Here is a 10,505-nt window from a genome sequence, read left to right as displayed (position 1 = left end):
TGGGGTTGATAGGCCAGACCTGGAAGCATTGCAAAATGTGGAGGCTACTGGTACTAATAGGCCAAAACAAACACACATAATGTGTAACAACACAATGCACTGAATGATTGAAAGTTCTTCTGCTCGCGTCCACTATGCAGTATCTGACACAACACCAGGCCAGGAAAGCCCCGGTGGTTTGTCGGTGGTTGATAGCGGCAGGGAAACGCCCGGTCCCATTCCGAACCCGGAAGCTAAGCCTGCCCGCGCTGATGGTACTGCACTCGGGAGGGTGTGGGAGAGTAAGTTACCGCCGACATAAAACAACAAACAACAACTACATACACACAGACCGCTTGCCGGGGAAGAACACGATTCTTCCCGGCAAGCGGTCTTTGCGCCGTCTTGGCACACCGAACGCAGAACGCGCCGACGGTCACGCCGAGCCTGCCGGCGGGGCCGGCGAGAGGTGGAGCCTGAAACGTAGATGATGAGGCATCGAATCTACTGCCCCGCGATTCTTCAACAGCTCATACATATTGTGGTGCTCGAACGCGTCGGCCTCGCTATACCCCGAGTGCAGGGGTATCGATACGCAGCGGCGTCATCGGCACACGGAAGCATGTGAGTGCTTCATGCCGACACGTTTCGCTCAGGATTGCGGAAGTCGTGGGAGATCTTTAAAACGCACCGGTTAGGAGTACTGGGCGGAGGGGTTCCTCATTTCGTCTATGTGACGTTAAGAGTCCAGTGAGGAGCAACCACTCGCTGCCGATGTGAGGGGCGAAGTCGACTTTGTCCTGGGGCCTTTGGCTGCCATCGTCACTCGAGCCTAGAGTCGGTTGCATTTGAGGTGAGCTGTTGGCATACTTGTAGTCCGTCGATCCCGGCAAGCTGCGATTCAAGGGGGCCTGTCGTTTGCTTGGTGGTATGTTAGCGACGGTCGAAATGTAGCCCAATTCCTACGGTCGAAAGGAAGCCACCCCATCGTTCCATCGGCTTCCGCTGGAAGAGCCGAGTAGAGCGGCGCGACTGTCCGCGTGCGGATGCAGAAGCGCGCGGCACGCAGGCACGCATTTAGCTCGGAAATGGCACGTTGGGGTCGTGCCAATTCGTGATGATGCTCGTCGACGAATACGGGGTCGAGGCGGGGCGGGCGCTGCTACTCGGGGAGGAAGCTGTAGGTATACAGCACTGGATTGTGGATGGTGAGCTCGTAGTTGATGCCGCGGTCCTCGGCTTGGGAGACGAGGTTGTTGACCTCGGCGCGATTGAAAAGGTGAACAGCGGCGAGCAGTGTCGCGGCAAGGAGGAGGACAGTGGCGGCGACAATCTTGAGCATTGTTGCGGTCTTCATTGTGTTCCTCCTCGTGGTGTTTACGGGCTTGAGAGTATCGGAGTGGATGGCAGCGTGCAATGGAGGCTTGATAGCAGACAGGGGATGCTAGCGACGGTCGGGTGGCAACGGAGTTCCAACGAAGCGGGACCCGGCTGTTCCTATGTTCGAATATTCACAACAGTCACAGAGTTTAACTTGGGGGATCCGCAGACTACTGACTTGGGGGCTCGCCATTATTGAGAGGATCAGAGCATGGTGAAAATTGAAATGGAAAATTCTGTTGCTATAGCTACCCCATTCTTTGACCATTGGTTTTCGTAGTATTTTTCATCGTGTGGAGTTCATGAAAAATCCCTCTCCGCGTGCACTGGAGAGGGATTTTCGGCGTGTAGGTCGTGAATTTTAGAACGTAGTGCCTAATTGCGACGTGAATGTGCGGCGCTCGCCGCTCAGCGGGTCGGTGAAGGAGAGCGTGCGCGCGATGAGATGCATAGGGATGGTCATGTCCTCGGCGTCCTCGGGGAGCACAGTGGGATAGACGGGGTCGCCGAGGATGGGGTGGCCGGCGGCCCACATGTGGAGGCGGAGCTGATGCGTCCTCCCGGTGGTGGGCTTGAGGACGTAGCGTGCAAGCGGCGGCTGATGGCCGTGGATGGCTTCGAGGGCTGCTTGCTCCGGAATAGACAGGGGCGTGACGGACTCGAGCGTGGTGATGGCGTTGGGTTCGCCTTCGACGAGCGTGCCTTGGATTTCGCCGGGGACCTTGTGGATGCGCGAGCGCCAGGTAATGGGGGTATCGGAAGGCTGGTAGGCGGCGACGGCCTCGTACGTCTTGGAGACCTCCCGGTTGGCGAAGAGGGTTTGGTAGGCGCCGCGGACGGTGCGGTCCTTGGTGAAGAGAAGGACGCCGGCGGTAAGCCTGTCGAGGCGGTGGGCGGGGGAGAGCTCGGAAAGACCGGTCGAGCGGCGCAGGCGCACGGTGGCGGTCTCAGTGATGTGGCGCGCGCGGGGCATGGTGGCCATGAAGTGGGGCTTATCGGCTACGAGGAGGTGGTCGTCCTCGTAGAGGATCGGAATGTCGTAGGGGACGGGTGTTTCCGGAGCGGGGGTGCGATAGAAGTAGACGTCGGATCCCTCAGTGAGGACGGAGTCCGGAGAGAGGACGGTGCCGTCGCGGAGGACTACCTCGCCAGCATCGAAGCGGGCGAGGACTGCGGCCTCGTTGTCTGAGGGATGGCGGTGGCGCTGGGAGGAAACGAGGTGCCAGACGAATGAGTAGGCGGTGAGCCCGGGTTCGGGAACGCGGGCGCGCGTGGCGTTGAGGCCATCGCGGATGGGCAACGGGGTGAAGCCTTTGCGCATGTGTATTAATCTATTGGACATGGATTTTAACGCCCTTCTTGAACCGATTGTCGCCTTCTTCTCCGATGGTATCGGTGCTGTCATCGCCCAGATCGGTGAGTTCTTCTATAACGTTCTCTTCCCGGCGAATGCGGAGGCCGCTCACACCACCCCCGAGATGTGATCTAGCTGGTAGCGTCCGGTCTTATAGGCGGTATACTAACGGTATAGCCACTTCGAAAGGATGGATGTCATGGCCAAGGAAGACATTGTTGTCGTTGCAGTCGACGGCTCGGAGGCGTCAAAGAACGCTGTGCGGTGGGCCGCAAACACCGCGATGAAGCGCGGCATCCCGCTGCGTATTGCGTCGAGCTACACGGTTCCGCAGTTCCTCTACGCAGAGGGCATGGTTCCGCCCAAGGAACTCTTTGATGATCTGCAGGCGGAGACGCTGGAGAAGATCGAGGCTGCACGCGCCGTGGCTCACGAGGTCGCGCCGGACATCAAGATTGGCCACACCATCGCTGAGGGTTCGCCGATCGACATGCTGCTCGAGATGTCGCATGACGTCACCATGGTTGTCATGGGTTCCCGCGGCATGGGCGGCCTGTCCGGCATGGTTATGGGTTCGGTCTCCGCGTCGGTTGTCTCCCACGCGTCCTGCCCGGTAGTCGTCGTTCGCGAGGACAACCATGTCACCGAGTCCACGAAGTACGGACCCGTTGTGGTCGGCGTCGATGGCTCCGAGGTCTCCCAGAAGGCTACGCACTACGCGTTCGCTGAGGCTGCGGCCCGCGGTGCTGAGCTCATCGCCGTCCACACTTGGATGGATATGCAGGTGCAGGCGTCGCTCGCCGGCTTGTCTGCCGCGCAGACCGAGTGGGCCGAGGTTGAGAAGGAACAGGGTGCGCTGCTCACGGAGCGCCTGGCCGATTTCCAGGCCGAGTACCCGGATGTCCCGGTGAAGAAGGTTATCGCTCGTGACCGTCCGGTGCGCGCGCTTGCCGATGCCGCCGCGGGTGCCCAGTTGCTCGTTGTCGGCTCTCATGGTCGCGGCGGCTTCAAGGGCATGCTGCTGGGTTCCACCTCGCGCGCGCTGCTGCAGAACGCGCCGTGCCCGATGATGGTTGTCCGCCCGGATTCTGAGTGATAACCGTGTGCGTTAGTTTCTCGGAAAATCCATAGAGTGTTTCGATTAGCTAACGAATGAGTGAGCGTCCAATAACGATATTGGACGTTTTCTCGCTTTTCCTCGATTTTCTCGAGCAACCGGTGCACCATGGGAGATGGACCACAAAGTTACTTAGAAAAAGGAGCGCTCTCATGGGCATCATTGGTTGGATTATCGTCGGTATTATCGCTGGTTGGATTGCAGAGAAGATCATGGGCCGCGACGACAGCCTCATTATGAACCTGATTATTGGTTTGGTGGGTGCTTTCGTGGGTGGCGGCATCCTCAAGCTGCTGAATATCGGTGGCTCGAACGGTTGGATTCTCTCGATCGTTACCGCGGTTGTGGGTGCGGTTGTCTTCCTGTGGATCGTGGGTCTTATCCGCGGTCGCTCTGCGAAGAAGTAATATAATTCGCGCCGGACATACCGGTTTGTCTACAGTGTGTAGATGAACCGGTTTTCCAGTTTTTCACCCCCTGGCTGGAGCCACCTACCCGATACCCTGTGAAGGAGCACTGTGACGACCCCGAAGAAGTCCCGACGCAACCGGCCAAGTCCGCGCAGCCGCCTGCTTGAGTCGGCGACGAACCTCTTTAATACGGAGGGCATCCGTGTCATCGGCATCGACCGCATTCTGCGCGAGGCGGACGTGGCGAAGGCGTCGCTCTACTCGCTCTTTGGCAGCAAGGACGCGCTCGTCATCGCGTATATCGAGGCGCTTGACGAGCAGGCCCGCACCGTATGGACTGAGCGCACCCAGGATGCGACGACGGAGGAGAAAGTGCTCGCTTTCTTCGACATCGAGATCGAGGAGCAGCCGGGCAAGGAATTCCGTGGCTCACACTTCCTCAATGCGGCGGGCGAGTACCCGCGCCCGGAAACGGATCTGGAGCGCGGCATCGTCGAGGCGTGTCTCACGCACCGCGATTGGATGCACACGGTGCTCACGGACCTGCTCAGCGCGCGCAACGGCTACCCCTCGGGCGAGCAAGCGAACCAGATTCTTATCCTGCTCGACGGCGGTCTCGCTGGGGCGCGCCTGCGTCGCGACGTGGCACCGCTGCGGACTGCGCGCGAGATGGCGCAGCAGATGCTTGCTGAGCCGCCGGCGGATTACACGATTTAGCTCTCTTCACCGGACTTCTTAGCTTCGCGCTCCTCGCGTAGGAGCTGCGCGCGCAGCTCTGCGACGCGCTTGGCCTCGGCCTTGGCGGCCTTCTTCTGCGCGCGGCGCTCGGCGCGGGGGATTTTACAGGATGCCCTGTGGCGCTGCCAGGACTCGCGGCGGGCGGCATGGGCGGCATCGGAAAGCGGGTAGCGGCGGCGTAGCAGGGTCTCATTGACGAGGGTCTGGGTGAGCGTATAGAGGTTCGACGTGAACCAGTAGAGGATGACCGCCACGGGGACGGGGCCGTGAATGGCGGCATTCCACAGCAAGTAGGGGGTCAGCACTGCGAAGAACGCGAGCACGTACAGCATGCGGCGCGGCATGGTCTTGTCGAATTGGGTGGTGAGGAAACCGCGGTAGCAGGAGATGCACATGTTGATAAATGTGGCAGCGAGCGCGGCGAGCAGAAGCGGCATGATGAGGTGGCGGACCTCGCCGCCAGTGACGCCGTACTGCGTGGCCCAAGACTCGGGCATGGAGACATAGGCGGGTAGCGGAACGCCGGCGAGCGTGGTGCTGCGGAAATCTTCGACTTCATCCGCGGAGATGAGCCCGATGGCGCCCGTAAACGACGGGCGGGCCATGCGCAGGATGACCTGGTAGAGGCCGATGAAGACGGGCACCATGATGAAGGGAATGAGGCAGCCGGCCACGGGGCGGTAGTGGTAGCGCTCGTGGACTTCCTTGACCTTTGCCTTGTGTGCCGCGATGTCCGCTGTCGTCGTGGCCTGGGCGAGCTCCGCATTGAGCGCGGCGAGCTCAGGGCGCATGAGTGCGGAGCGGCGGCCGGAGCGGATGGCGGACCAGTTAAGCGGCCAGATGAGGGAGCGCACCGTGAGCACGAGAAGCGGAATCGATACGAGCCATGCGGTCTGATCGCCGAGGAAGCTGTGGAGAATGAGGTGCCAGAGCTTCATGATGGCAGAGACCGGGTAGACGAAGATATCAATCACGCGGGATCGGGCCTTTCTCAGAAGGGCAGTAAAGTGTTGAGCATGAAGAAGTCGCTCATGAGCGTCACCCACGTTGTGGGCGAGCTGTTGCTTACCGTTGGCGTCCTTTTCTTGCTCTTCGCATTCTATGAGTCCTACTGGACGAATATTGAATCAGGCAAGCTGCAGGATCAGGCGTCTGCGAAACTCGATGAGGAATGGGTCAATCCGCGTGGGCAGCTCCACCCGGAGCTGGGCGAGGCTTTCGCCCGCATGTATATCCCTACGTTCGGCTCGGATTACCAGTTTGCGATTGTTGAGGGCACGAGCGACGAGGACCTTCTCGCTGGCCCAGGACGCTACACGGACAGCCAGATGCCTGGGGAACTCGGAAATTTCGCCGTCGCCGGCCACCGCGTGGGCAAGGGTGCCCCGTTTAATGACCTGGGCAACCTGAAGACATGCGACGCGATTGTGGTTGAGACGCAGTCCGAGTGGATTACCTATCGCGTGCTGCCGATTGATGGTGAGCCCGCGGACTGCCTCACGCCCGAACAACAGGGCAAGCTCACGGGCGAGTATGCGAACGTGCTGGGCCGCTCCATTACGCTGCCGGGCGATGTGGGAACCATCGCGCCGGTGCCTGGGACGGACGGTGCGGAGGCATCGGAAAGCTTGATCACCTTGACGACCTGCCACCCGCAGTTCTCGAACGCAGAGCGCATGATCATCCACGCAATGGAGACGGACCATCAGCCGAAGGTCGCGGGCGAGCGCCCAGCCGTATTGGAGGAAAGCTAAATGTACAGAGCCATATGGAACCTGCTGCCGGGGCCGCGCTGGGTGAAAGCGACTTTCTCGCTCGTCCTGCTCGTCGCCGTATTCTTTCTGCTCATGGACGTCGTGTTTCCGTGGGTGTCGGAGATGATGCCGTATAACGACATAGAGGTTTAGAGACCGAGGTTTGTAATTGCTTCCTTGGCGATGAGTTCGGCCTTGACGGTCTGTGCCTGGTTCGTCCACACGAGGACGGCCTCGTTGTCCTTCTGGACGGCGTAGACGGATAGCTCCTCGTTGAGGACGCCGCGGCCGCCTTGCCAGCCGCCCTCATCCACAGGCTCCGTCTGGTCTATGGGGGCGGCCCAATCCACGGCGGCGCGGGCGCGCTCCACGGTGCCGAGGTCGCGCACCATGACGGTCGCCTGGGGTGCTTCGGGGTAGGACCAGAAGACGCAGGCGGGCGTGCCAAAACGGGTATCGAGACCCTGCTTGGTCATGCGCTGGCCGTTGGTATCCGCGACCCATTGGGTGTCGAGGTACGGGCATTCCTGATCCCACGCGTTGACGATGGCAGGGGAATCCACGGGAAAACCGTCAACCGCCGCGTTATCCGTGATCGTGTCGGCGGCGACGGCGCTCGATTCGGCGGGTTCGGGAGCGTCCTGCGCAGAGCAGCCAGCGAGGAGGGCGGCACACACGAGGGGCAGTAGGATATGGCGCATGGACACCAGCTTAACGACAGAATCTGATGCACTGCGCAATGGCGTGCATATCCTCACCACCACGCTGCTGGTCGTGGCCATCTTTACGGTGGTGTCCATGCCTATGAGCTCGGCGGTGTCCACGCTCATGTTGTTGTCGACCTTCGCCATTATCTACTTCGGCGGGTGGAATTTCCTCGAGCGCTGGACGCTGGGGCCCAAGATGCTGTGGCTCGTGGTGCTCACCGTGACGTGGTTCGCGGCAATGCTCATCGCGCCAGCGGCGATGTACCTGCTGTTCTCGCTGCTCTTCCTCTACCTCTTCGTTGTGGACGATTGGCGCGGCATTCTCATGGTGGGTTTTGCGACGGCGCTGTCGATTGGCGTGCAGATTCCGAACGGCATCACCTTCGGCGGCGCGATGGGCCCGGCGGTATCCGCGGTGGTCGTCGTGGCCATCTATTTCGCGTTTAGTGCACTCGCCGCGATGACACGGGAGCTCAAGGAAACGCAGGCCCAGCTCGCGGAGTCCGAGCGCAATGCGGGCGTCATTGCCGAGCGTCAGCGCATCGCCCACGAGATTCATGACACGCTGGCGCAGGGGCTCTCCTCTATTCAGATGCTCCTCCATGCGGCGGATCGTGACCTCGACACGCACAACGAGGACAAGGCGCGCGAGCGGATTGCGCTCGCGCGTACCACCGCGTCTGACAATCTCCATGAGGCGCGTGCAATGATCGCTGCCCTTCAGCCGACGGCGCTTGCGGAGACCTCGCTCGCCGGCGCTTTGGAGCGCATGACGGCGAATTTCGCGGCGACGGCCGGGATTGACATCGACGTCGACGTGGAAGGTGACGCGGTCCAGCTACCCATGAAGATTGAGGCGGCGCTCCTGCGCATTGCGCAGGGCGCTGTGGGCAACGTGGTGAAGCACTCGGGCGCGACGAGGGCGCGCGTGACCGTCACGTACGACGAGAACGAGGTGCGCGTGGACATCGTGGACAACGGTCGGGGCTTCGACCCTGCGGCCGTGGAGGCGCGCCCGGCCGGACTCGGCCACATTGGTCTGTCTGCTATGCATCGCCGGGCAGAAGAGCTGGGCGGGACCGTCACCCTCGAGTCCGCGCCGGGCTCTGGGGCGGCGGTATCTGTTAGCGTGCCCTTAGTATAGAATGACGGTGTCCAAAAGTTTGATATAAGGAGCGCTCGTTGTGATTAGGGTCCTGCTGGCAGACGACCATGAAATCGTGCGCCTCGGTCTCCGCGCCATCCTGGAAGGCGCAGAGGATATCGAGGTCGTGGGTGAGGTCGCGACGGCAGAGGCCGCCATCGACGCCGCCGCGCGCGGCGGGATCGACGTCATCCTCATGGACCTGCGCTTCGGCGCGGGCATCGAAGGCACCCGCGTCATGGGTGGCGCCGAGGCCACCCGGGCCATTCGCCAGGGCGACAACCCGCCCAAGATCCTCGTCGTGACCAACTACGACACGGACGCGGATATCCTCGGCGCCATCGAGTCGGGTGCTGTGGGCTACTTGCTCAAGGATGCGCCGCCGGCAGAGCTCCTCGCGGCGGTGCGCTCCGCGGCGGACGGCGACTCGGCGCTCTCGCCCGTTGTCGCTGACCGTCTCATGACGCGCGTGCGCACTCCGCGCACCTCGCTGACGCCGCGCGAGCTCGAGGTCCTGCAGCTGGTCGCCGCAGGTGCGTCGAACCGCCAGATTGGCCAGGACCTCATGCTCTCTGAGGCGACGGTGAAGTCCCACCTCGTGCATATTTATGACAAGCTGGGCGTGCGTTCGCGCACCTCGGCCGTGGCCGCGGCGCGCGAGCAAGGCGTGCTTTAAGCGTTGGCCTCGTAGTAGGCCTCAATGATCTCGTGAGGGATCTTGCCGCGGTGGGCGACCGGGATGCCCTGGTTGCGGGCCCACTCGCGGATGACGCTGGGGTTCACACGGCGTGCGTCGGGCTCGGGGACGATGCGCGCAGCACTCACAAACGGCTCGAGGGCAGCGCGGAATTTCGCCGCGTTGGCAGGGGAAAGATCTAGCACGTACGTCGTTCCGTCGACGGAAAAACGGATGACTTCCAGTTCATTTTCGGACAGCGGGGTGTGGTCCAGGTCGTCATAGAATTGTGTGACTTCGCGACGTGACATGGGGAAAAGTCCTTTAAATACTATTGTGGGGGCGACAATGCAATGACAGGTGACTTTGTCCCGCAGAACAGTACTCCGTCTTTCTCATGGTGACAGAACATGAGACTATTTCGATCATAAAAATCGGGGCGTCAACACAACGTTGCGTAATTGAAGAAGAGATTCCTTACATCAATAAAATAACCCGGAATCACCATCAAGGTGCATTCCGGGTTAATCGAAATCGAAGGAAATTACAGGCGTTCCTGGATTTCCTGAGTAACACCGTCAATATCGGCCGAAATGGACTCATGTGCGCGGCGACGCTGCTGGTCCGTCATGTATTCGGCATTATCGACCGCCTTGTCGAGCTCGTCGAGACGCTCGCGGACGTCGCGCTGGAAGCCCGCCGGAAGGCCCGAGCCCGACAGCGAGTTGCGCACGCCAGCGATGCGCGCCTTGAGCGGCGCGCCGTGGCCCGACAGGGACGCGAGCTGGTCCACGGAGACGCCGGCCTGCTTGGCCTTGCGCTGCTCCAGGGCCTCGCGGCCGGACATAATGCCACGGTAGATAAGCGGCAGCAGCAGCGGGGCGGCGGCGCGGAGGGCACCGGCGTAGCGGTTGACCGTCTTGGCGTTGAAGCGACCTTCCTTAATCTTCTGCAGCTCCTGCTTGGCGCGCTTCTGCTCGTGCTTGCGCTTGCGCTTGAGACCCTTTTCCTCGGCCTTAATGAGGTGCTTTTCCTGCTTGGCCAACAGTTTTTGCTGACGCTCGCGTGCCTTGCGGGCGTCCTTGACCTCGGCCAGAGCGCGGGTCTTTGCTGCCTTAATCTCGGCCTTCGCCTCGTTGCGACGCTTGCGGAGGGTCTTCATGATGCTGGCCATGGGAATCAGTTCCTTGTGCTTCGTTGATGTTTGTGCGTTTATCGTCTCCCAACTTTACCCGTTAGGCTTGGA

At 61.1% G+C, this 10,505-nt stretch carries 14 protein-coding genes and 1 rRNA gene; 9 read left to right on the top strand and 6 right to left on the bottom strand.

Annotated features, from left to right (window positions below):
* Positions 1-180 precede the first annotated feature (180 nt).
* Positions 181-298: ribosomal RNA gene (rrf, locus tag ABJ196_RS09225) — 5S ribosomal RNA — on the top strand.
* Positions 299-1,141: 843 nt separating this feature from the next.
* Here rrf and ABJ196_RS09220 read toward each other — a convergent pair.
* Both ABJ196_RS09220 and ABJ196_RS09215 read right to left on the bottom strand, forming a co-directional pair.
* On the bottom strand, positions 1,142-1,336 hold the full coding sequence (locus tag ABJ196_RS09220) for a hypothetical protein (RefSeq protein WP_347306441.1): 195 nt from the start codon (positions 1,334-1,336) through the stop codon (positions 1,142-1,144).
* Positions 1,337-1,720: 384 nt separating this feature from the next.
* Positions 1,721-2,764, bottom strand: coding sequence for a pseudouridine synthase (locus ABJ196_RS09215; protein WP_347306439.1), 1,044 nt, complete (start codon positions 2,762-2,764; stop codon positions 1,721-1,723).
* Here ABJ196_RS09215 and ABJ196_RS09210 point away from each other — a divergent pair.
* The 4 genes from ABJ196_RS09210 (at position 2,700) to ABJ196_RS09195 (ending at position 4,957) form a co-directional block, all read left to right on the top strand.
* Positions 2,700-2,843 carry a hypothetical protein gene (locus ABJ196_RS09210; RefSeq protein WP_257037029.1) on the top strand — a complete coding sequence of 48 codons (144 nt, stop codon included), beginning with the start codon at positions 2,700-2,702 and terminating at the stop codon, positions 2,841-2,843. The genes ABJ196_RS09215 and ABJ196_RS09210 overlap by 65 nt on opposite strands.
* Before the next feature lie 69 nt (positions 2,844-2,912).
* Positions 2,913-3,809, top strand: a complete 897-nt coding sequence (locus ABJ196_RS09205; protein ID WP_347306437.1) for a universal stress protein — start codon at positions 2,913-2,915, stop codon at positions 3,807-3,809.
* A 173-nt stretch (positions 3,810-3,982) separates the two neighbouring features.
* Positions 3,983-4,237, top strand: coding sequence for a GlsB/YeaQ/YmgE family stress response membrane protein (locus ABJ196_RS09200; RefSeq protein WP_347306435.1), 255 nt, complete (start codon positions 3,983-3,985; stop codon positions 4,235-4,237).
* A 111-nt stretch (positions 4,238-4,348) separates the two neighbouring features.
* Positions 4,349-4,957: a TetR/AcrR family transcriptional regulator gene (locus ABJ196_RS09195; protein WP_347306433.1), complete on the top strand. Its 609-nt coding sequence runs from the start codon at positions 4,349-4,351 to the stop codon at positions 4,955-4,957.
* Here ABJ196_RS09195 and yidC read toward each other — a convergent pair.
* Complete coding sequence (yidC, locus tag ABJ196_RS09190) at positions 4,954-5,952, bottom strand: membrane protein insertase YidC (RefSeq protein ID WP_347306431.1); 999 nt, start codon at positions 5,950-5,952, stop codon at positions 4,954-4,956. The genes ABJ196_RS09195 and yidC overlap by 4 nt on opposite strands.
* Positions 5,953-5,994: 42 nt before the next feature.
* Here yidC and ABJ196_RS09185 point away from each other — a divergent pair, with 42 nt between their 5' ends.
* Positions 5,995-6,732, top strand: coding sequence for a class E sortase (locus tag ABJ196_RS09185; protein ID WP_347306429.1), 738 nt, complete (start codon positions 5,995-5,997; stop codon positions 6,730-6,732).
* A complete protein-coding gene (locus ABJ196_RS09180; RefSeq protein WP_347306427.1) occupies positions 6,733-6,885 on the top strand; it encodes a hypothetical protein in 153 nt (50 codons plus the stop codon). It abuts the gene before it with no gap.
* Here ABJ196_RS09180 and ABJ196_RS09175 read toward each other — a convergent pair.
* A complete protein-coding gene (locus tag ABJ196_RS09175; protein ID WP_347306425.1) occupies positions 6,882-7,433 on the bottom strand; it encodes a DUF2020 domain-containing protein in 552 nt (183 codons plus the stop codon). The two genes, ABJ196_RS09180 and ABJ196_RS09175, sit on opposite strands and share 4 nt — an antisense overlap.
* Between ABJ196_RS09175 and ABJ196_RS09170 the strand changes: the two genes are divergently transcribed.
* Positions 7,432-8,583, top strand: coding sequence for a sensor histidine kinase (locus ABJ196_RS09170; RefSeq protein ID WP_347306423.1), 1,152 nt, complete (start codon positions 7,432-7,434; stop codon positions 8,581-8,583). The genes ABJ196_RS09175 and ABJ196_RS09170 overlap by 2 nt on opposite strands.
* A gap of 40 nt (positions 8,584-8,623) precedes the next feature.
* The gene (locus ABJ196_RS09165; protein ID WP_066493463.1) at positions 8,624-9,259 is read left to right on the top strand and encodes a response regulator transcription factor; all 636 of its coding nucleotides are present in this window, start codon (positions 8,624-8,626) and stop codon (positions 9,257-9,259) included.
* On the opposite strand, the gene ABJ196_RS09160 is transcribed toward ABJ196_RS09165, so the two are convergent.
* Together ABJ196_RS09160 and ABJ196_RS09155 are read right to left on the bottom strand one after the other, a co-directional pair.
* Positions 9,256-9,570 (bottom strand): Lsr2 family protein, encoded by a 315-nt coding sequence (locus ABJ196_RS09160; RefSeq protein ID WP_347306420.1) that lies wholly within the window; start codon positions 9,568-9,570, stop codon positions 9,256-9,258. The genes ABJ196_RS09165 and ABJ196_RS09160 overlap by 4 nt on opposite strands.
* Before the next feature lie 233 nt (positions 9,571-9,803).
* Entirely contained in the window at positions 9,804-10,433 is a 630-nt protein-coding gene (locus tag ABJ196_RS09155) for a DUF6474 family protein (RefSeq protein ID WP_257070394.1), read from the bottom strand.
* Positions 10,434-10,505: the final 72 nt, after the last annotated feature.

Source organism: Corynebacterium sp. SA-MJD20WY100, from assembly GCF_039822565.1.
Classification (GTDB): domain Bacteria; phylum Actinomycetota; class Actinomycetes; order Mycobacteriales; family Mycobacteriaceae; genus Corynebacterium; species Corynebacterium phoceense_A.
This window is presented reverse-complemented; position numbering and strand designations above follow the sequence as displayed.

Excerpts from the sequence above, each read along its gene's own strand:
- ABJ196_RS09220 (WP_347306441.1), bottom strand. The coding sequence starts at position 1,336 with ATGAAGACCGCAACAATGCTCAAGATTGTCGCCGCCACTGTCCTCCTC.
- ABJ196_RS09210 (WP_257037029.1), top strand. The coding sequence starts at position 2,700 with ATGGATTTTAACGCCCTTCTTGAACCGATTGTCGCCTTCTTCTCCGAT.
- ABJ196_RS09215 (WP_347306439.1), bottom strand. The coding sequence starts at position 2,764 with ATGACAGCACCGATACCATCGGAGAAGAAGGCGACAATCGGTTCAAGA.
- ABJ196_RS09205 (WP_347306437.1), top strand. The coding sequence starts at position 2,913 with ATGGCCAAGGAAGACATTGTTGTCGTTGCAGTCGACGGCTCGGAGGCG.
- ABJ196_RS09200 (WP_347306435.1), top strand. The coding sequence starts at position 3,983 with ATGGGCATCATTGGTTGGATTATCGTCGGTATTATCGCTGGTTGGATT.
- ABJ196_RS09185 (WP_347306429.1), top strand. The coding sequence starts at position 5,995 with ATGAAGAAGTCGCTCATGAGCGTCACCCACGTTGTGGGCGAGCTGTTG.
- ABJ196_RS09180 (WP_347306427.1), top strand. The coding sequence starts at position 6,733 with ATGTACAGAGCCATATGGAACCTGCTGCCGGGGCCGCGCTGGGTGAAA.
- ABJ196_RS09170 (WP_347306423.1), top strand. The coding sequence starts at position 7,432 with ATGGACACCAGCTTAACGACAGAATCTGATGCACTGCGCAATGGCGTG.
- ABJ196_RS09175 (WP_347306425.1), bottom strand. The coding sequence starts at position 7,433 with ATGCGCCATATCCTACTGCCCCTCGTGTGTGCCGCCCTCCTCGCTGGC.
- ABJ196_RS09160 (WP_347306420.1), bottom strand. The coding sequence starts at position 9,570 with ATGTCACGTCGCGAAGTCACACAATTCTATGACGACCTGGACCACACC.
- ABJ196_RS09155 (WP_257070394.1), bottom strand. The coding sequence starts at position 10,433 with ATGGCCAGCATCATGAAGACCCTCCGCAAGCGTCGCAACGAGGCGAAG.